We start from the raw sequence: 21,116 nt of genomic DNA, 5'->3' as shown, positions 1-21,116 counted from the left end.
CCGACCGCCCACACCCGTGGAGCCGCTTCCCGATGCCAAGGACGGACACGACCGGTGCGATCAGCTGGGCCGACGTGAGCCACCCGTACCTTCCGGCCACCAGCAGCTTCTCCGCCGTGCCCGAAGCGCTGGAGCGCGTGATCGCACAGATCGAGTTCGCGGTCGGTGCCCGGCCGGGATCGGGCAAACGCGCCGCGCCGTCCGCGGGCGCGTGCTACCCGTACGAGATCCTGCTGGCGCCCGCCGGGGAGCCGGTGATCGGCGTGGTCGACCTGGCGCGGCGCAGGATCGTCATCGACGGCGCCGAGCGGCACCGCTGGACCGGGGACGCCTACACCTACTTCCTCGTCGGCAGGCCGTGGCTGTCGATGCGCCGTTACGGCAGACGCGGTTACCTCTACCACCTGCTCGACGTCGGCCACGCACTGCTCAACCTCGCGCTCTCCGTCGGCCGCGACCGGGCCTCGTGGCCGGATTCCCTTGCCGCCGCGCGGGAATACGCACTCGGTCACACGGGGGTGCTGCTCGGCTTCGGCACCGTCCTCGCCGACACACCGAGGTCTGCCCAACCGGGCTGGGTGGTCCATGAACAGTCCATAGTGGACATTCCGGTGACCGATCTGGAGTGCATGATCGCCGAGCTGGTCCCGCCGCCACCGGCCCCCGTCCAGGTGCCCGCGCTGCCGGGCGCCGGATCGCTGGCCCCCGGGCTCGGCGCGCGCAGATCGGCCATCGCGCTCGGCACGAAGGCGGATCAGGACGGTCTGACCGGCGCCGTCGCCGAGATCCAGCGGCTCTGCGAGCGCCACATTCCGGCGTTCGACGTGCCCGTGCCAGGCATCACGGTGTTCTCGCGGCATCCGGGAGTTGGAGCCGAACCGCCGGACCGGGCCTGGCTGGCCGAGGCGCTGCTCGGCCAGCAGAACCTGGTCGAGGCGAGCACGTTCCTGGCGATCCACGGCGCGATCGCTGACACCGGCCCGGCCGCGTTGTCCGAAGCGGCGCAACGCACGCTCATCGGCGCGGGCATCGCGGGGGAACTGGGCTACCTGGTCGCGGCACGCGAGGGTTTGGCCGTCACGGGTGTCGGCGGATTCGATCCGGGACGGTGGGCCGAGCTCTGCGGCACCACTGACGAAGTGCTGTTCCTCCTGGCGTTCGGTTACGAGACCGCCAGCGAAAAATGGGACGTGGCCAGCACGGGCGGGAACCACAGCCGATGACCGGGAAACTCTTCCACGCGCTGGCGACAAGCCTCGCCGCCCACCAGGAGGCCGTGGTCGGCTCGCTCGCGGAGCGCGTCCACGGTCCCGACCTGCTCACCCGCGCGGACGCGAAGCGGGCGAGGCTCGACGAGGTCGTGGCGCCCGCCGCGCGGGTGGCGGTCATCCGGCGGAATTCGCCGGGGTACGTGTCCGATCTGCTCGCGGTGCTCGGCGGTGGCCACGTCCCGTTCCTGATGGACCCTTCGCTGGGGACGAGTGAACTGGCCAAGCTCTTCGCGGACTGCGGTATCGACGCGGTGCTGCACGACGAGGTGCCCAAGCTGCCACCGGTCGGCGGGACGGTAGCGCACGCCGGAACCCGGCTGAGTCCGACTGGCCGGGCCGGTGCGCGGCCGGATCTGCTGCCGGACACCGAACTGTGCCGCCTCACGTCCGGTTCCACCAGGACGCCGGGGTGCATCGAGTTCTCCGGCGCGGCCGTCCTCGGCGCGGCCGAGGGCTGGCGCGTGGCCAGCGGAATGTCCGAAGAGGACCGGATACTGTGCTTCGCCGGACTGTACAACGGACTCGGGTTCAACGCCGCGCTGATCCCCGGACTCCTCGCCGGCGCGAGCATCCACCTGCCCGCCGGGCTGCCGACCGCGGGCAACATCAGGCGCCACCTCACGGCCGTGGACCCGACGGTGCTCGTCGCGTTCCCCGCCGCCTACGACTCGCTGGCCGGTTCGGGTGGTGCCGGAATCCGCGGTCACCGGCCGCGGCTGGCGCTGTCATCCGCGGCGCGCCTGGCGCCGGACACGAGCGCTGCGCTCGCACGGCACGGCATCCGGATCGCCGACTACTACGGGATCGCCGAAACCGGGCCGCTCACCTTCAACCCCGACCCGGTGCCCGGCGGCGGTCAGGGCTACCCGCTTCCGGGCGTGTCGCTCCGGTTCGAGAACGGCACGCTGCTGGCGAAGAGCCCTTCCATGGGCAGCCGGTACCTCAACTACCCGGGCGCGCTGGAGGACCGGATCACCGAATCGGGCCACTATCGGTCCAGCGACCAGGGCAGCCTGACCGGCCGCGGTGAACTCGTGCTGGGCGAGCGGGTGGACGACTCGTTCAGTGTCGGCGGCAAGAAGTTCACCGCGGCCGAGGTCGAAGACCTGCTCGGAGGACACCCGGAGATCGACGCGTGCTCCGCCACCATGGTCGCCGCGGGAACCGGACGGCCGTACCTCGGCGCGATCGTCGTGGCGCGCGGTGCGATCGACGTGGTGGCGCTACGCCGGTACTGCCTCGACCGGGCCGCGCCGTTCAAAGTGCCCGAACGGATCGTCCAGGTACCGGAGATCCCGCGGAACGGCGCCGGGAAGACGCAACGCGCCGAGGTGGCGCGACTGCTGGCACAACGAACCGACGACTAGGGGACAGGTGTGACGTACACGGATTCGGAGCTGTCCGACCAGGTCGCGGACTTGATCGTGGAGTCGTCCGGTGGGGTGGTGACCGGCGAGCAGGTGTGGGACGAATCGGCGAACCTGCTGGAGAAGGGCTTCTCCTCGTTGTCGTTCCTCCAGCTCATCGACTCGCTGGAGACCACCTACGGGGTGTACATCGACGTCGAAGCGGACACGCAGTTCCTCGGCAGGGTCAGTACCATCGTCGGGTTCCTGCGGGAGCAGAACGTTGCCTGAGTTCGTGCTCGGTGTCGTCGGTGCGACCGGCCGCTTCGGCACGGCAGTCCGCGCCGAGTGCGAGCGGCAGGGCGTCCACATCGGGCTCACCGCGTCACGGGCGGGCTGGCGCGAGTCCGCGCGCGTGTCCGTGCTCGCCGACACGAGCGTCCCCGATGCGCTTCCGGACACCGTCGAGCACTGCCGGAACGCCGGCGCCGCGCTGGTGTACTGCGTGTCCACGGTGTCCGATGACGCACGGCGGTCGCTGGCCGAACTCGGCCGCGACCAGGTCGTCGTACTGGCCGACAACCTGTCGGTCGGCCACTGGATGCAGACCCGGCTGGTGCGCACCATCGCCACCATGGTCGCCTCGGCGGGGAAACGGCCGAGGATGTCGGTGCACGAACGCCATCCGGTGACCAAAAAGGACAGTCCGAGCGCGTCCGCGAAGTCGCTGGCCGCGGCGTGGGCGTCGGCCGCCCCGCCCGAGTTGTGCGGCGGCACCACCGCCCAGCGCAGCGGCCAGCCGGTCAGCGATCACGCCGTCACCTTCGATCTGCCGGGAATGTCGTTGTCCATCACGCATTCCGTAAGCGATCTGCGCGCGGCGGCCACCGGGCTGGTCGACGTCGCCCGGTATGCCCGTGGTCTGGCGCCTGGTCTGTACCCGGTCTTCGACGTCTACTCGCGGATGTACGGCGATGGAACCTGACGAGCTGCTCGGCCGGGTCGACGAGATCGTGGCCGCCGGGATCACCCCCGAACTCGCCGCCGAGCACGAGCGGGGCGAGACCTACCCCCTCGAACTCGTGCGACGGCTGTGCGAGCTGGGCCTGCCCGCTTTGGTCACCGAACGTCCACATCGGACCGAACTGTTCTGCCGAGCGGTGGAGCGCGTGGCCACCGCCTGGGTCGCGCCCGCCGAATCGGTGCACCTGCAGGCGCTGGCGACCTGCGCGCTGGCCAGGCACGGCTCCCCGGAACTGCGCGAGGAGTTCCTCGCGCGGCTGCGGCAGGGGCGGGTGATCGCGGGCAACTGCCTGTCCGAGCCGGGGGCGGGATCGGATCTGGCGCTGATCGCGACCACCGCCGAACCGGATGGCGACGGCTACCGGCTCAACGGGGTGAAGGCATGGGTCGGGCACGCTGGGGTAGCGGGGCTGCTCAACGTCTACGCCCGAACCGGCGGTGGTGGTCTCGGCGGCATCACCTGCTTCCTGGTCGACACCGCGTCACCGGGTGTCGAAGTGCGGCGGGCCGAGGACAAGATGGGAGTGCGGGCGCTGCCGACCGCGCAGATCGCGTTCCACGACGTCAGGGTGCCCGCCGGGCGCGTGGTGGGCCGGGTCAACCGCGGCATGGTGGCCGCGCAGAGTTTTTTCGTCCAGGGCAGGCTGGGGATCGCCGCCTGCGCGATCGGGCTCGCCGAAGCCGCGCTGACCCGTGCCGTCACGCACGCCAGGACCCGGGAGCAGTTCGGCGCGCCGGTCATCACCTTCCAGGGCGTCGGGTTCCTGCTGGCGGACGCCTCGATCGAGATCGAGGCGTCCCGGCAGTTGCTGCACCACGCGTGCCGCGAGGTCGATGTGGGCGGCGGCCGGAGCGAACTGCTTGCCGCGCAAGCGAAAGTGCTCGCGACGGACACGGCGATGAAGGTCACGGCGAACGCGGTCCAGGTACTGGGCGCCCGCGGGTACACCGGGGCCGAGCCGGTGGAGCGGTGGATGCGCGAGGCGAAGCTGTTCCAAATCATCGAGGGAACCAACCAGATCCAGCGTGCCGCGATCGCGTCCCGGCTGTGATCCTGTCAGGAGACACTATGCAGTTGCCCACCCGTTTCGGCTGCTTCACCTCTCCTCTGCACCGTCCGGGGACCGATCCCGCCCTGCTGCTCAAAGAGGACCTGCGCCTGGCCGAAACCCTGGACGAGCTCGGGTTCGACGAGTTCTGGGTCGGCGAGCACCACTCCGGCGGCTGGGCGACGCTGAGCAGCCCGGAGCTGTTCATCGCGGCGGCGGCACAGCGAACCCGGCGGATCCGGTTCGCCACCGGCGTGCTCGGGCTGCCGTACCACCACCCGTTCCTGGTCGCCGAGCGCGCTGTCCTGCTGAACCATTTGACCGACGGAAGGTTCGTCCTCGGCGCGGGATCCGGCGCGTACCAGGCCGACATGCACATGCTGGGGATCGACCCGGCCACCACGCGCGACCGGCTCGCGCAGGCGCTCGAAGTGATTCAGCGGCTGCTGGCGGGCGAGGTGGTCTCGGCGGAGACCGACTGGTTCAGGATGGACGACGCGAGGGTTCAGACGCGTCCGGTGGCCGGCCCGATCGAGCTCGTCGTGGCCAGCGCGGCGACCCCGTTCAGCATGCGGCTCGCCGGTCGGCTCGGCATCAGCGCGATGTCCCACGTGGCACCGCCGTGGGGCGCGATCCGCGCGGGCCAGGACATCGGCGTCGATCGGCTGCCCGGCCAGTGGGAGCACCTGGAGAACGAGGCGGGACGGCCGGTGGACCGGCGGGAGTGGCGCCTGGTGGTGCCGGTGCACGTGAGCGACTCGGTCGACCAGGCCAAGGCCGAGCTGTTCGACGGCTGGCGGTTCCAGCGGTCCGATCTGTACAAGGACACCCTCGGGGTGCCGATCCCGACCGCGGACGTGGCTCAGCAGAAGGCTTTCGACTACACGATCGAGCAGGGCGGGATCATCGCCGGCTCGCCGTCGGACTGCGTGCGGGCGATCACCGCGCTGGCCGAGCGGGTGTCCGGATTCGGCTGCCTGCTGCTCTCGTTGCAGGACTGGGCCCCCGAGGAGGCGCGGGAGCGCAGCCTCCGGCTGTTCGCCCGCGAGGTCGTGCCGCGGCTGAAGGGCGCGGTCGACGGCGTGGCGGCGTCCCAGCGCTGGGTCGCCGGCCACCGGGCGGAGTTCGTCGCCTCGAACGCCAGTGGCCGGGCCGCGAGGATGGCAAGCCGATGACGGGTATCCCGACGGGGTGGCGCCGGTACGTCGGCGTCGGCATCGGCCGGAGCAGTTGGCTGCTCGTGGCGTGCCAGACGTTCTACTTCATGGGCATCAGCATCGACCTGACGCTCACCGGCGTCGTGGGCCTCGCCTTGGCACCGACCCCCGCGCTGGCGACTCTGCCGCTGGCGACGATCACCATCGCCGGCACGGTGTGCTCGTTCATCGCGGGCTTCCTCACCGCCAGCATCGGCTACGTGCGCGTCATGATCACCGGCGCGATCGCGGCCATGGTCGGTGCGGCGCTGTCGGTGATCGCGGTGTCCACCCACGACTTCCCGCTGCTGTGCTGCGGTACCGCGCTCGTCGGTGCCTACCGCTCCACCGGCGGCTACATCCGGTACATGGCCGCGGATCGCGCTCCTTCGGGCCAACGCGAACGGGTTCTGTCGTTCGTGCTCTACGGCGGGCTGCTGGCCGCGTTCATCGGACCGTTCGTGGCGACCACCAGCTCGGCGTTCTTCGGCGCCCAGTACGCGGGTTCGTACTTCATGGTCGGCGTGTACGCGATGCTGAACATTCCGCTGCTGCTGGCGATCCGGGCGAGCGGCGTGCGTGCCAAGACCGACGGCGAGAAGCCGGTCCCGGTCCCGCTGGCCGAGGTCAGGGGCACCAGGCAGTTCATCACCGGGCTGCTGGCCCTCGCCGGCTCCGGTGCGATGATGACGATGATCATGGCCGTCGGCCCGCTCGGCAGCCAGCACGCGGGCCACTCGTCGAGCATGGGCGCCACGATCATCCAGTGGCACCTCGTCGGCATGTTCGCGCCCGCCGTGTTCAGCGGCAACATCGTGGCGCGGATCGGCCCGGCCCGGACCTCCGTGATCGGCGCCGCGCTGTTCGTGGTCGCGGCGATCGCCGGGCTCGGCGGCGACGGGTTCGTGAACTTCCTGATCGCGCTGACGCTCAACGGCGTCGGCTGGAACTTCCTCTACCTGGCCGGGACCACCCTGCTCGTCCGGTGCTACCCGCGCGGGCGCGGCGGCAGGATCCAGGCCGTCGCGGAAGGCATCGGGTCGGTGACCGGCGTCGCCGCGTCGCTGTCCGCGAGCACGGTCTTCTACTTCCTCGGCTGGCAGGGCACGAACGTGCCGGTGCTGATCATCGCACTGGCGCTGCTGGTCGTCCTGTTCGTGGCGGCGCTGCGGGCACGTGGCGACGAGGTGCGAGCCGAGGAGCAACCGGCAGGGGAGGCGGAACAGCCCGCTGAGCGCCCGATGGACGTGCAGGAGAGCTAGGGAGAGCGACCGAGATGACCCGACTTTCGTCCGGCCAGGAGCGGATGTGGCTGCTCCAGCAGATGAGCTCGGCCAGCAGTGCCTACAACGCCAGGATCGCGCTACGGTTCGCTGGCGGCGTGGACGACCGGGCGCTGCGGCGCGGTCTGGACTACCTGGTGGCGCGGCACGCGGTGCTCAGGTCGGTGTTCCTGGCCGACGACGAGGGCAGTCCGTACGTCGCCGAAGCCGACGGCTTTTCCATCCCGATCACCCGGGAAACCACCGACGGCGACTGGCGCTCGGTCGCGGACCCGTTCGTGGCGGTCCCCTTCGACCTGTCCGCGGCGCCGCCGGCCAAGGGCATGCTCGTCACCCTGCCGGACGGGTCCGCCGTGCTGTGCCTGGTGTTCCACCACATCGTGATGGACGGCCGGTCGTTCGCCGTGCTCACCGATGAACTGTCCACAGTGTACGAAGCGGAGCTGCGCGGCGAGGCGCCGCGGCTGCCCGGCCCCGCGGCGTCCTACGCGGACTACGTGTGCTGGCAGCGGGAGAACACGGATGTCGAGTCGAGGCTCGCGTACTGGCGGGACGAGCTCGCCGACGCCCGCACCCTGGATCTGCCGCTGGACTTCCCGAGACCGGCGAAGTTCACCGCGGCGGGCGCGACGAGCGAGTTCACGCTGACCGCGGATCTGACCGCGGCGTTCAAAGCGATCGCGCTGCGGTGGCGCTGCACGGTTTCCAGTGCGATGGCGGGGATCTTCCAGGCCGCGCTGGCGGTGCACAGCGGCCAGGACGACGTCGTGATCGGCGCCGTGCTCAACGGGCGGCAGCGGACGGAGTTCGACGACGTCATCGGCCTGTTCGTCAACACCGTCACGTTGCGTACCAAGGTTTCGCCGTCCATGGGCTTCCGCGAGTTCCTGCGCACGGCCCACGCGACCATGACGCGCGCGTACACGCACCAGGACGTGCCGTTCGACCAGGTCGTGGCCGAGCTGCGCCCCGGACGGCGAACCGGCCGCAACCCCCTGTTCGAGGTGCTGTACATCTACCAGGGCGAACACGCCCCCCGAGCCGAGGGCACCCGGACGCCGGAGCGTCTGCCCTGGCTGGACGTGCTGACCCGGTTCGACATCGAGTTCCGCGTCGAGATCGTGGACGACCGCCTCACCGGGACGTTCATCTACCGGCCTGAGCTGTTTCGCCAGGACACGGCCGACCGCTTGGGGCAGCTCGTCCGGCGCCTGGTCGAACTCGTGGTGGGCGACCAGGACGGCAGCCTGCTCGGCGCGGACCTCTACGGCGGCGCGCCGTCGGAACGCGAGGTCGTGGGCCTCGGCATGACCCGGCTCCCCGAAGGCATACCCGGTGAGCTGTATGTGTCCGGATCGCCGACCGGCAACCTCGCCGTGCGGGAGCCGGACGGGACCGCGCGGGTGCTCGGCCGGCTCGAGGAGTGGATCAGCCTCGACGGGTTCCGGGCGGACACCGCCGAGATCGAACGCGTGGTCGGCGAGCACCCCGACGTCACCAGGGTCGCGGCCGTCGCGCACGACGACCCGAACGGCGAGCGCAGGCTGATCTGCTTCATCAGCGGGACGCGCGATACCGCCGCGGTCGGCCGGTTCACCGCCGACCGGCTGCCGGAGTACCTGGTGCCCGCCGCGTTCGTCGCGCTGGACACCTGGCCGCTGGACGCGCACGGGCGAGTCCGGCGCGCCGATCTGCCGTTCCCCGGCAAACCGCTGGCCGGGATGGGACGGCGGCCCCGCACCACGCGCGAGGAAGTGCTGTGCGCGCTGTTCGCGGACGTCCTGAAGCTGCCCGAGGTGAGCATCGACGACGAGTTCTTCGAACTGGGTGGCCATTCCTTCCTGGTGGCCCAGCTGGTGAGCCGGGTGCGCGCCGAACTGGGCGCGGAGCTGAGCATCCGCGCGGTGTTCGACAACCCGACGGTCGCGCGGCTGGCCACCACGATCGACCAGGCCGCGGGCACCCGCCAGCCGCTGGCCCCGCGACCGTCGCTCGACCCGACCCCGCTGTCGTTCCCGCAGCGCAGGCTCTGGTTCCACTTCCAGACCCAGGGCGCCGATCCCACTTACAACATGCCGCTCGCGATGCGGCTGACAGGGCCGCTGGACCGGGCCGCGCTGGCCGAGGCGTTCCAGGACGTGATCACCCGGCACGACGCGCTGAGGACCGTGTTCCCGTCCGCCGACGGCAACCCCTACCAGGAAGTGCTGGGAACCAGGCTCGAGCTCCGGTACGCCGAGATCGCCGAGGACGAGGTCCAGGACGCACTGGACGAGGCGGCGCAGTACCCGTTCGACCTGATCGCCGAGATCCCGATCAGGGTCTGGCTGTGGAAGACCGGCCGGGACGACCACACCCTGCTGGTGCTCATCCACCACATCGCGGGCGACGGCGTGTCGCTGGCGCCGTTCGGCAGGGACCTCGGCCACGCGTACCAGGCCCGCGTCGAAGGCCACAGTCCACAGTGGACGCCGCTGCCGGTGCGGTACGGCGACTACAGCCGCTGGCAGCTGGCGACGCTCGGCGACATCCGGGACGGCCGCAAGCTGGCCGCCAAGCAGGGCGAGTACTGGCGCGAGCAGCTCGCCGGACTGCCGGCCGAGGTATCGCCGATGGCCGACCGGTCCCGTTCGGCGCAAGCCAGCATGGTCGGCGCGCGGATCGCGCTGGAGCTCGGTCCCGAGCTGCACGGGCGCCTCCGTGACGTGGCCACCAGCCACCACGTCAGCCTCAACATGGTGCTCAACGCGGGACTCGCGGTGCTGCTGGCGAAACTCGGCTGCGGCACCGACATCCCGATCGGCGGCGTGGTGGCGGGCCGGACCGAAGAGGCCCTCGCCGATCTCGTCGGCTTCTTCGTCAACACCATCGTGCTGCGCTACGACCTCGGCGGCGACCCGAGCTTCGCCGAGCTGCTCGCCAGGGTCCGCGACGTCAACCTGGCCGCGCAGGACCACCAGGACTTGGACTTCGAGCAGGTGGTGGAGATCGCCGCCCCGGCGCGCACGCTCGGCCGTCACCCCCTGTTCCAGGTCATGCTGGTCTTCCAGGGCTTCGACGAGGGCCGCGTCGACCTGACCGGCCTGACCGTGCGGCGGCGGCAGGTCAACGTCAAGGTCGCCAAGTTCGACCTGCACTTCGCGTTCACCGAACGGCCGGACGGCCAGGGCGTGGACTGCGTGCTGGACTACGCCACGGACCTGTACGACCGGGACACCGTCGAGCGGCTGCTCGACCGGCTGGTCCGGGTCTTGACCCAGGTCACCGCCGACCCCGGCCAGTCGATCACCGCGGTCGACGTGCTTGGGGACGCCGAACGCGAGCTGATGGCGCGGTGGAACGCCACCGGCGCCGAAATCCCGCCGGTGACCCTGACCGAACTGCTGGACCGGCGGATGACGGCCGACCCGGACGCCGAGGCGCTGGTGTTCGAAGACGAGCGGCTAACCTACGCGGAACTGGACCGCAGATCCGGCCGGCTGGCGATGGCACTGCGATCCAGGGGTGCCGGGGTCGAGCGGGTGGTGGCCGTGGCGCTGCCCCGCTCGATCGAGCTGATCGTCGCGCTGGTCGCGGTCGTCCGGTCGGGCGCCGCGTACCTGCCGATCGAGCCCGACCTGCCCGCGGGCCGCCGCGACGCGATGATCACCGACGCGGAACCGGTGTTCGTCCTCGACGAGGAGACCTACCGGGAGCTGTCCGAGCTGCCCGCTGGCCCGTACACCCCGCCGGGGCAGCACCCGCGCACTCCCGCCTACGTGCTGTTCACCTCCGGGTCGACCGGCAGGCCGAAGGGGGTGGTCATCGAGCACGAGGCCATCGTCAACCGGCTGCTGTGGATGCAGGCGGAATTCGGGCTGCGGCCCGACGACCGGGTGCTCCAGAAGACCCCGGCGGGCTTCGACGTGTCGGTGTGGGAGTTCTTCTGGGCCTTCGTCGAGGGCGCCACCCTGGTCGTGGCCGCGCCGGGCGGGCACCGGGACCCGCGTTACCTGGCCGGTGTCCTGCGCGCCGAACGGATCACCACGATCCACTTCGTGCCGTCGATGCTCCAGGCGTTCCTCACCGAACTCGGCGCCGACCCCGGCACGTTCGATCTGCGCCGCGTGATCTGCAGCGGCGAGGCGCTTTCCCCGGCGCTGCAGCACCAGTACCACCAGGTCATGGACGCGCCCCTGGCCAACCTCTACGGGCCGACCGAGGCCGCTGTGGACGTCACGAGCTGGCGATGCCTCCCGGACACCGACGCCACCTCGGTCCCGATCGGCGCGCCGGTGTGGAACACCCGGGCGCGCGTGCTGGACGCGAACCTGGACGCGGTCGCCATCGGGGTCCCCGGTGAGCTGTACCTGGCAGGCGTCCAGCTCGCCCGCGGCTACCGGCACAACCCGAGGCTGACGGCGGAACGGTTCGTCGCCGACCCGGGCGGCCCGCCGGGCACCCGGATGTACCGGACCGGCGACCTCGTGCGCTGGACCCCGGCGGGCCAGCTCCAGTACCTCGGCCGCGGTGACCACCAGGTGAAGCTGCGCGGTGTCCGGATCGAGCCCGATGAGATCAGCGCCGCGGTCGCCGCGCACCCCGCCGCCGACCAGGTGGCGGTGGCGGTCCACGCACCCGAGCCGGACGTCCAGCGTCTGGTCGCCTACGTCGTGCCGAACGCCGGAGCGGCACCGGGGGTGCGCGCCATCGCCCGGTGGGAGGAGACCGGCGAGATCGACGACCTGCCCCGGCACCCGCTGCCGAACGGACGGCTGGTCCTCGGCCGCAACGCCGCCGAGATCGAGTACCTCTACCAGGAGATCTTCGAGCGCAAGGAATACCTGCGGCACGGCATCAGCGTGCCGGACGGCGCGACCGTCCTGGACGTCGGTGCGCACGTCGGCATGTTCAGCCTGTTCGTCGGCACCCAGGCCAGAAACGTCACGATCTACGCGTTCGAGCCGATTCCCGAGCTGTACCGGGAGATGGTGCTCAACACGAGCCTGAACGACATCCACACGCACGCGTTCCCGTACGGCCTTTCGGACCGGCCTGGCACGGCCGATTTCGTGTACTACCCGCAGTTCTCCATGCTGTCCGGTCAGTTCGGCGACCTGGCGGAGGCGGGCGCGCTGGCGGGCAGCCGGATCAAGCGCCTCGCGCAGGGGCCTGGCGACTTCGCCGCTCTCAGTGGTGAGCTGGAGGTCCTGATCTCCCAACGGCTCAAGGAGCGCCAAGAGGTCACGTGCGAGCTGCGTACCCTGTCGTCCGTGCTCGACGAGCACGCCATCGCGCACGTCGACCTGCTGAAGGTGGACGCGGAGAACAGCGAGCTCGAAGTGCTCGCGGGCGTCCGGGACGAGCACTGGGCGCGGATCGATCAGGTCGTCGTGGAGGTGCACGACACCGGTGATCGGCTGGCCGCCGTGGTCGACTTGCTCGTGGGTCACGGTTTCACGACCGCGTCGGAGACCGCGGACCTGCTCGTCGACAGCGGGCTGGTGAACGTGTTCGCGGTCCGGCCGGGCAGCGCCGCGCCGGTCGCCGCCGCGGCGGACGAGCGCTGGTTCGACCCGGACCGGTTCTCGGCGGACCTGCGGGCCATCGCGGGGAACTTGCTGACTCCCGCGATGCTGCCGACGGACTTCGTGTACCTCGACCGGATCCCGCTGTCGGCCAACGGGAAGCTCGACCGCGCGGCCCTCCCGGCGCCCAAGCGGGTGACCGTCGCCGGCAAGGCGCCGAGCACGCCGCAGGAGGCCCGGTTGGCCGAGCTGTTCGCACGGGCGCTCGACATCGAAAGCGTCGGCGTGGACGGCAACTTCTTCGAGCTCGGCGGGCACTCGCTGGTAGCGGCGAAGCTGGTGGGGCTGATCAAGGAATCGCTCGGCGTCGAACTCGGCGTGGGCGCGATCTTCCAGGCACCGACCGTGACCGAGCTGGGCGCCCTGATCGGCCACGGCGGCACCGGTGACGCCATGGACCTGCTGATGCCGATCCGCACCGGCGGCGACGGCAGGCCGATCTTCTTCCTGCACCCGGGAATCGGCCTTGGCTGGTGCTACTTCGGGTTCGGACGGCACCTGCGCGGCAATCCGCTCTACACGATCCAGTCCAGGGCGGTGCACGGGCTCGACCACATGGTGCTGGACATCCCGGCGATGGCGACCGACTACCTCGAGCACGTGCGGAGCCTGCAGCCGCACGGGCCGTACCGGTTCGTCGGCTGGTCGTTCGGCGGCAACATCGCGCACGCGATGTCCACCATGCTCAGCGACGAGGGCGAGGAGGTGGAGCTGCTCGCGGTGCTGGACTCCTACCCCTACGCCGGCACGCCGCCGGGCATCGCGAGCCCGGACATCGCCGAGGTCAACCCGCTGCACATCGCGCTGGTGCGGCAGTGCTTCCCGCAGATGGACGCGGGGGAGACCATCGAGGAGGAACGGCTGGCGCTGCTCGCGGGCATCCTCACCCGGCACCAGTGGCTGGCCAGCCACCACGAGCCCGGGACGCACCGCGGCGACATCGTCCACTTCCAGGCCGTCGGCCATCCAGACGAGTGGCGGCTCAATCCGCATTCGTGGCGGGACTTCATCTCCGGCGAGGTCCGCAGCCACCCGATGGGGGTCAGCCACTTCGATCTGCTCGACGCCGACCACCTGCCGCTGATCGCCGACGTGATCGAGGCCGAGCTCCGGCGCGTGCGGTCGTGACCCCGTGCGCGCTGTTCGAGGAACAGGTCGCGCGGACGCCGGAGGCGGTCGCCGTGGAGTTCCGCGGGGAGCACCTCACCTACGCGGAGCTGGACGCGCGGGCGGTCCGCCTGGCCGGGCACCTGGTCGACCGCGGAGTGGGGGCGGGCTCGATCGTCGGGCTCGTCCTGCCCCGGTCGGCCGATCTGGTCGTCGCGCTGTTGGCGGTCCTCAAGACCGGTGCCGCGTACCTGCCGATCGATCCGTCCTACCCGCGCGACCGCGTCTCGTTCATCCTCGGCGACGCCGGACCGCAGGTCGTGCTCACCACGGCCGTGCTCCGCGGCAGGTACCCGGCGGAGCTCGTCCTCGACGAGCTGGACCTGACCGGGCGCCCCGCGGCGCTCCGCACGGCCGATCCCCACCCGGCGAGCGCCGCGTACGTGATCTACACCTCCGGTTCCACCGGCACGCCCAAGGGCGTCGTGGTCACCCGCGCCGGCCTGACGAACTTCCTGCTGGCGATGCGCCGCGAATTCCCGCTGACCGCCGAGGACCGGCTGCTGGCCGTCACCACCATCGCGTTCGACATCGCCGGTCTGGAGCTCTACCTGCCGCTGATCTCCGGGGCGGCGGTCGTGCTGGCCGGCGACGAGGAGGCGCGCGATCCGGACGCGCTCCGCCGGACGGTGGCCGACGACCGGATCACGATCATGCAGGCGACGCCCGCACTGTGGCAGATGGTCCTGACCGGCCCGTCGTTCCGGAACGTGACCGCGCTGGTCGGCGGGGAGGCGCTGCCGCCGGGACTGGCGTCCGCGATGACGGCGGCCTCGGCCCGCGTGGTGAACCTGTACGGGCCGACCGAGACCACGATCTGGTCCTCCCGGCACCGGGTCCGCGACGACGCCCCGTCGGCGTCGCTCGGTGAGGCGATCCGCAACACCCGGCTGTACGTGCTGGACGAGGCGTTGCGCTCGGTGCCGGAGGGCGAGCTGTACATCGCGGGTGACGGGCTGGCGCGCGGCTACCTCCACCGGCCAGGGCTCACCGCGACCCGGTTCGTGGCCGATCCGTTCGGGCCGCCGGGCTCGCGCCTGTACCGCACCGGCGACCTCGTCCGGCGGGAGCGGACACTGGTCTTCCTCGGCCGGGCCGACCACCAGGTGAAGATCCGGGGCTTCCGGATAGAACCGGGCGAGATCGAGTCCGTACTCGCCGAGCTGCCCGAGGTGGAACGGGCGGTGGTCGTCGCGAAGGAGATCTCAGCGGCCGACAGGCGGCTCGTCGCGTACCTGCGGCCGCGTCCCGGGTGCGACCTGCCCCCGGCCCGCTCGCTGGTGAAGCACTGCGCCAGGACACTGCCCGGCCATATGGTCCCGTCGGTTTTCGTCGAAGTACCCCGCTTCCCGTTGACGGACAACGGGAAGCTCGACCGGAGCGCACTCCCCGAACCGGTGTGGGCCGCAGACGTCGCCCGCCGCGCACCGCGCACCAGCCAGGAGGAAGCGCTCTGCCGGGCGTTCAGCGAGCTGCTCGGCGTCGGCGAGGTCGGCATCGACGACGACTTCTTCGATCGCGGCGGGCATTCCCTCCTGGGTGCCCAGTTGGTCAGCCGGGTCCGTGCGAGCCACGGCGTGGGCATGACCATGGCGGACCTGTTCGAACGCCGGACGGTGGCCCGCATCGCGACCCTGCTGCCCGCCGTGACGGACGCGGCGGACGGGGTGGGCGCCCCCGGCTCGTTACCGGACGCGGCCGGGCAGCGGCTCGCCGAGTGGCGGGCGATCCACGACGACCACTACGCCGCCGGCGGCGGATCCGACCTCGGTGAAGACTTCTCGATCTGGACCAGCAGTTACGACGGGGCGCCGATCCCGCTGGCGGACATGCGCGAATGGCGCGCGACGACGGTGGCCAGGATCCGCGCGCTGCGGCCGCGTCGGATCCTCGAAATCGGGGTCGGCAGCGGACTGCTCCTGGCCCACCTGGCACCGCACTGCGAGTCGTACTGGGCCACCGACTTCTCCGCGCCCGCTCTCGACCGGCTCGCCAGCCAGCTCGCCGCGGTGCCGCGGATGGCGGCCAAGGTCACCCTGCTCAACCGCGCTGCCACCGATTTCACCGGCGTCCCCGCCGGTTCCTTCGACGTCGTGGTGGTCAACTCGGTCGTGCAGTACTTCCCCTCCGGCGGGTACTGCGAGGACGTGTTCGACGGCTGCGCCGCCGCGCTCCGGCCCGACGGCGAGCTGTTCGTCGGGGACGTGCGGAACCTGCGGCTGCTCGACTGCTTCCACGCGGGTGTGGCTGCGGCCCGGTCCGCCACGGGACCCGGGGGCCCCACACACGCCGCCCTGTTCCGGCGGAACCTCGACCTGGAGCGGGAGCTACTCATCGATCCGTCGTTCTTCACCTCATACGCGACCGCTGGGCACGCGTTCCGCTCGGCCGCACTCATGCTGAAACGAGGTACGGCCCACAACGAGCTCACGCGCTACCGGTATGACGTCGTGCTGTCCAAGAAGGACACGGCGAAGACCGCCGAGGTCCCCGTCGTCCGGTGGCGCCCCGGCAATTCCGATGTGGACGGTCTGCCGTGGTGGCAGGGCACCGCGGTGCCCGCCGAGTTCTGGGTGACCGGGATCCCCAACGCCAGGCTGGCGCCCGATCTCGCCGCGCTGGCCGCGCTGACCGGCCATCCGCGCGCCGAGCACGACGGGGTCGACCCCGAGAACCTGGCGAGGGCGGCCGAGGCGGCGGGGTACCGGGTGCGCGCGCAGCCCTCGGACGAGTGCGACGGCCGCGCGTTCGACGCGTATTTCCGGCGAGAAACGGCGGCGGAGCAGGACTACGGGCCGAGCGCGCCGGGACCGGCGGTGCTCGCGCGGCACCCGGACCGGTATTTCAACGATCCCGTCGACGGCGGGAGCCACCAGAGCCCTGCCGAAGCTCGATCCTGAGGCCTGCCACGACGACAGCGGGACGCGGCCGCCAGTGTCCGGAATGGACAGTCCGTTGTGGCTGGAGTCAGGGGAGCGAGCCGGCGGGGCGGCCGGGCCGGGCACCGTCGCGGTTCGCACCAGGTGGGAACCTGGCGTCGGGGCCGGGTCACCCACTATCCTGGTCGTCGAGTCGAGAGGCGCTGCAACGGGTTCCGGCCCGCCACGCTCGGCTCGCTGAACTTCCGCAAGGGCGCCTCCCACTACTTGGGAGGTGGCTGTGGCCGGCACGGCGAGCGGCGAGAAGGCCCTGCGGGAGCTTCTGGACCAGCGGGTTGTGGTCCTCGACGGCGGGTGGGGCACCATGCTCCAGAACGCCGGGCTCACCCCGGCGGACTACCGCGGCGACCGGTTCGGCGAGCACCCCAAGGACGTCACCGGCGACCCCGACCTGCTGAACCTCACGCGCCCCGACGTGATCCTCGACGTGCACCGCCAGTACCTCGCCGCGGGCGCGGACGTCACCACCACCAACACCTTCACCGCCACCAGCGTCGGCCAGGCCGACTACGGGCTGGAGTCCCTGGTCAGGGAGATGAACCTGCGCGCCGCCGAACTCGCGCGGCAGGCCGCGGACGAGGCGGGCGGGCGGTTCGTGGCGGGGTCCATCGGGCCGCTCAACGTGACCCTTTCGCTGTCGCCGCGGGTCGAGGACCCGGCTTACCGCGCGGTGTCCTTCGACCAGGTCCACGCCGCCTACGCGGAGCAGATCGAGGCGCTCGCCGAGGGCGGTGTCGACGTGCTGCTCGTCGAGACGATCTTCGACACGCTCAACGCGAAGGCGGCGATCTCGGCCGCCCGCGAGGTCGCGCCGCACCTGCCGCTGTGGATCTCGGTGACGATCGTCGACCTGAGCGGGCGCACACTGTCCGGGCAGACCGTCGAGGCGTTCTGGCGCTCCATCGAGCACGCTTCCCCGCTGGTGGTCGGCCTGAACTGCTCGCTCGGCGCCGAGGAGATGCGGCCGCACGTCGCGGAGCTGTCCCGGCTCGCGACCACCTACACCGCGTGCTACCCCAACGCGGGCCTGCCGAACGCCTTCGGCGGCTACGACCAGACCCCCGGCGAAATGGGGCAGCTGCTCGGCGACTTCGCCGCGTCCGGGATGGCGAACATCGTCGGCGGCTGCTGCGGGACCACCCCGGAGCACATCTCCGCGATCGCCTCGGCGGTGTCCGGCGCCGCGACCCGCCCGGTACCGGCACCGGCGGCGCGCACGCGGTTCAGCGGGCTCGAGCCGTGGGAGATGACCGAGGACACCGGGTTCGCGATGATCGGGGAGCGCACCAACGTCACCGGTTCCGCCCGGTTCCGCAGGCTGATCGAAGCCGACGACCACCAGGCCGCCGTCGACGTCGCGCTGGAGCAGGTCCGCGGCGGCGCGAACGTGCTCGACGTCAACATGGACGCCGACCTGCTCGACAGCGAGCGGGCGATGACCACGTTCCTGAACCTGATCGCGACCGAGCCCGAGGTGGCCAGGATCCCGATCATGATCGACAGTTCCAAGTGGACGGTGCTCGAAGCGGGCCTCAAGTGCGTGCAGGGCAAGGGGATCGTCAACTCGATCAGCCTGAAGGAAGGGGAGGGGCCCTTCCTCGAGCAGGCGCGGCGGATCCGCGACTACGGCGCCGGCGTCGTGGTGATGGCCTTCGACGAGCAGGGGCAGGCCGACACCGCCGACCGCAAGGTGGAGATCTGCGCCCGCGCCTACGACCTGCTCACCAGTGAAGCGGGTTTCCCCGCCGAGGACATCGTGTTCGACCCGAACGTGCTCGCGGTCGCCACCGGCATCTCGGAGCACAACGGCTACGCGAAGGCGTTCCTCGACGCGCTGCCCCGGATCAAGCAGCGTTGTCCCGGCGCGCACACCAGCGGCGGGATCTCGAACCTGTCGTTCTCCTTCCGCGGCAACAACGTGGTGCGCGAGGCGATGCACTCGGCGTTCCTGTTCCACGCGGTCAAGGCCGGGCTGGACATGGGCATCGTCAACGCCGGGCAGCTCGCCGTCTACCAGGACATCCCCGCAGACCTGCTGGAACTCGTCGAGGACGTGCTGTTCGACCGGCGGCCCGACGCCACCGACCGGCTGGTCACCTTCGCCGAAACGGTCAGTGGCAAGGGAACCCGCCGCGAGGTGGACCTGTCCTGGCGCGACGCACCGGTGGCGGAGCGGCTGTCGCACGCGCTCGTGCACGGCATCGTCGACTTCATCGAAGACGACACGGAGGAAGCGCGGCAGTCGCTGGCGCGTCCGCTCGAAGTGATCGAGGGGCCACTCATGGACGGGATGAAGATCGTCGGGGACCTCTTCGGCGCCGGGAAGATGTTCCTGCCGCAGGTGGTCAAGAGCGCGCGGGTGATGAAGCGCTCGGTCGCCTACCTCGAACCGTTCATGGAGGAGGAGAAGGAGCAGGCGCGGCTGGCGGGCACCCTGGTTTCCGGGCACGGCAACGGGAAGGTCGTGCTCGCCACGGTCAAGGGCGACGTGCACGACATCGGGAAGAACATCGTCGGCGTCGTGCTGGGCTGCAACAACTACGAGGTCATCGACCTCGGGGTGATGGTGCCCGCGGCGAAGATCCTGGACACCGCGGTCGCCGAGAACGCCGACGTGATCGGCCTGTCCGGGCTGATCACGCCGTCGCTCGACGAGATGGTCAACGTGGCAGGAGAAATGCAGCGCCGCGGGCTGAAGCGGCCCCTGCTGATCGGAGGTGCGACCACCTCGCGCCAGCACACCGCGGTGCGGATCGCGCCCGCCTACGACGCGACCACCGTGCACGTGCTCGACGCGTCGAGGGTGGTGGGCGTCGTTTCGGACCTGCTCGACCCCGAGCGGGCGGACGGTCTCGACGTCGCCAACCGGGCCGAGCAGGAACGCCTGCGCGAGCAGCACGCGAACCGCCAGCAGCGCGCGCTCCTGACCTACGACCAGGCTCGCGCGAACCCTGAGCGGGTCCCGTTCGACGAGCTGCCGACGCCGGAGTTCACCGGCGTCCGCACGGTGCGGCCCGCGCTCACCGAACTGCGCGAGATGATCGACTGGCAGTTCTTCTTCCTGGCGTGGGAGCTGAAGGGCAAGTACCCGGCGATCCTGGACCAGCCGGTGGCGCGCGAGCTGTTCGACGAGGGGAACGCCCTGCTCGACGAGATCATCGAGAAGGGGCAGTTCCGCGCGGAGGGCGCCTACGGCTTCTGGCCCGCGCACTCCGACGGCGACGACATCCTGCTCGAGAACGGCGTGGGATTCCCGATGCTGCGGCAGCAGACCGAAAAGCCGACGGGGAGGCCGAACCGCTGCCTCGCCGACTACGTGGCGCCGCGGGGCGATCACCTCGGCGGGTTCGCCGTGGCCATCCACGGCGCCGAAGAGCTCGCCGCGCGCTACGAGGCCGAGCACGACGACTACAAGGCGATTATGGTCAAGGCGCTGGCCGACCGGCTCGCCGAGGCGTTCGCCGAGTACCTGCACCTGCGCGCCCGCCGCGAATGGTTCGAGCCCGGTGCCGAACCGGCCCTCGAGGACCTGCACGCCGAACGCTTCCGCGGCATCCGCCCCGCGCTCGGCTACCCGGCGAGCCCGGACCACAGCCTCAAACAGGAACTGTTCGACCTGCTCGACGCGGGGGCCATCGGCATGGAGCTGACGACCTCGTTCGCGATGACCCCGGCGGCGAGCGTCAGCGGCCTGATCTTCGCGCACCCCGGTTCGCGGTACTTCACCGTCGGGCGGCTCGGCCGCGACCAGATCGAGGACTACGCGAAACGCCGCGGCCTCGACATCACCGAGGTCGAACGCTGGCTGCGGCCCAACCTCGCCTACGAGCCCGAGGGCGGCACGAGCTGACCTGAGGTCCGGGGAACTGTCGGGGGCGCGGCGCATACTGGGCACATGTCCGAGCCGATCCCGCTCTTCCCCGAGCCCACGGTGGATCCGGCCGTGTTCGCCGAGGTGCAGCACGACCGGTTCCGCGGCCACAACATGCGCATCGGGCTGTCCTCCGCGGTGCACGCGTCCGCGGATCGCCCGTGGATCAACGGGCTGACCTTGCTGGCGCCCGCGTGCCACCAGGGCTGGTCCGGCCTCGGCTCCGGCGAGCTGACGCCGACGCGGCACGAGGTCACCTGCCTGAAGTGCCGCCGGATTCGCGGCCTCGGCCGGGGCGACGAGGCGCAGTACGCGTTGTTCGCGCTGCCCGCCACCGGGACCGGCTGAGGCAGGGGATACCGGGCGAACGGGGACGAACCCGCCCCGGCCCGCGGCCCTCGGTG

Annotated in this window: 11 protein-coding genes and 1 riboswitch; all 11 genes read left to right on the top strand. The window is 71.1% G+C overall.

All coding sequences use genetic code 11. The features are described from left to right. Window positions 1–32: 32 nt before the first annotated feature. The 11 genes from HUW46_RS00860 to HUW46_RS00810 all read left to right on the top strand — a co-directional run bounded on the left by HUW46_RS00860 (window position 33) and on the right by HUW46_RS00810 (window position 21,060). On the top strand, window positions 33–1,223 hold the full coding sequence (locus HUW46_RS00860; RefSeq protein ID WP_215545430.1) for a nitroreductase family protein: 1,191 nt from the start codon (window positions 33–35) through the stop codon (window positions 1,221–1,223). Next, window positions 1,220–2,638: a class I adenylate-forming enzyme family protein gene (locus HUW46_RS00855; protein ID WP_215545429.1), complete on the top strand. Its 1,419-nt coding sequence runs from the start codon at window positions 1,220–1,222 to the stop codon at window positions 2,636–2,638. The genes HUW46_RS00860 and HUW46_RS00855 overlap by 4 nt, the downstream gene beginning before the upstream one ends. A 9-nt stretch (window positions 2,639–2,647) precedes the next feature. Then, window positions 2,648–2,908 (top strand): hypothetical protein, encoded by a 261-nt coding sequence (locus HUW46_RS00850; RefSeq protein ID WP_215545428.1) that lies wholly within the window; start codon window positions 2,648–2,650, stop codon window positions 2,906–2,908. Further along, window positions 2,901–3,602 carry a dihydrodipicolinate reductase C-terminal domain-containing protein gene (locus HUW46_RS00845; RefSeq protein ID WP_215545427.1) on the top strand — a complete coding sequence of 234 codons (702 nt, stop codon included), beginning with the start codon at window positions 2,901–2,903 and terminating at the stop codon, window positions 3,600–3,602. The genes HUW46_RS00850 and HUW46_RS00845 overlap by 8 nt, the downstream gene beginning before the upstream one ends. Continuing rightward, complete coding sequence (locus tag HUW46_RS00840; protein ID WP_215545426.1) at window positions 3,592–4,692, top strand: acyl-CoA dehydrogenase family protein; 1,101 nt, start codon at window positions 3,592–3,594, stop codon at window positions 4,690–4,692. Before HUW46_RS00845 ends, HUW46_RS00840 begins: the two co-directional genes overlap by 11 nt. 17 nt (window positions 4,693–4,709) lie before the next feature. Then, entirely contained in the window at window positions 4,710–5,864 is a 1,155-nt protein-coding gene (locus HUW46_RS00835) for an LLM class flavin-dependent oxidoreductase (RefSeq protein WP_215545425.1), read from the top strand. Then, window positions 5,861–7,147, top strand: coding sequence for an MFS transporter (locus HUW46_RS00830; protein WP_215545424.1), 1,287 nt, complete (start codon window positions 5,861–5,863; stop codon window positions 7,145–7,147). Before HUW46_RS00835 ends, HUW46_RS00830 begins: the two co-directional genes overlap by 4 nt. Before the next feature lie 14 nt (window positions 7,148–7,161). Next, a complete protein-coding gene (locus HUW46_RS00825) occupies window positions 7,162–13,863 on the top strand; it encodes a non-ribosomal peptide synthetase (protein ID WP_215545423.1) in 6,702 nt (2,233 codons plus the stop codon). Continuing rightward, window positions 13,860–16,802 carry an amino acid adenylation domain-containing protein gene (locus HUW46_RS00820; RefSeq protein ID WP_215545422.1) on the top strand — a complete coding sequence of 981 codons (2,943 nt, stop codon included), beginning with the start codon at window positions 13,860–13,862 and terminating at the stop codon, window positions 16,800–16,802. The genes HUW46_RS00825 and HUW46_RS00820 overlap by 4 nt, the downstream gene beginning before the upstream one ends. A gap of 168 nt (window positions 16,803–16,970) precedes the next feature. Then, window positions 16,971–17,047, top strand: a riboswitch (S-adenosyl-L-homocysteine riboswitch). A gap of 14 nt (window positions 17,048–17,061) precedes the next feature. Next, window positions 17,062–20,691, top strand: coding sequence for a methionine synthase (gene metH, locus HUW46_RS00815; RefSeq protein WP_254125671.1), 3,630 nt, complete (start codon window positions 17,062–17,064; stop codon window positions 20,689–20,691). 45 nt (window positions 20,692–20,736) lie between these two features. Next, a complete protein-coding gene (locus tag HUW46_RS00810) occupies window positions 20,737–21,060 on the top strand; it encodes a hypothetical protein (protein WP_215545421.1) in 324 nt (107 codons plus the stop codon). Window positions 21,061–21,116: the final 56 nt, after the last annotated feature.

The sequence above is a fragment of the Amycolatopsis sp. CA-230715 genome, assembly GCF_018736145.1.
In the GTDB taxonomy this organism is placed as follows: Bacteria; Actinomycetota; Actinomycetes; order Mycobacteriales; family Pseudonocardiaceae; genus Amycolatopsis.
This window is presented reverse-complemented; position numbering and strand designations above follow the sequence as displayed.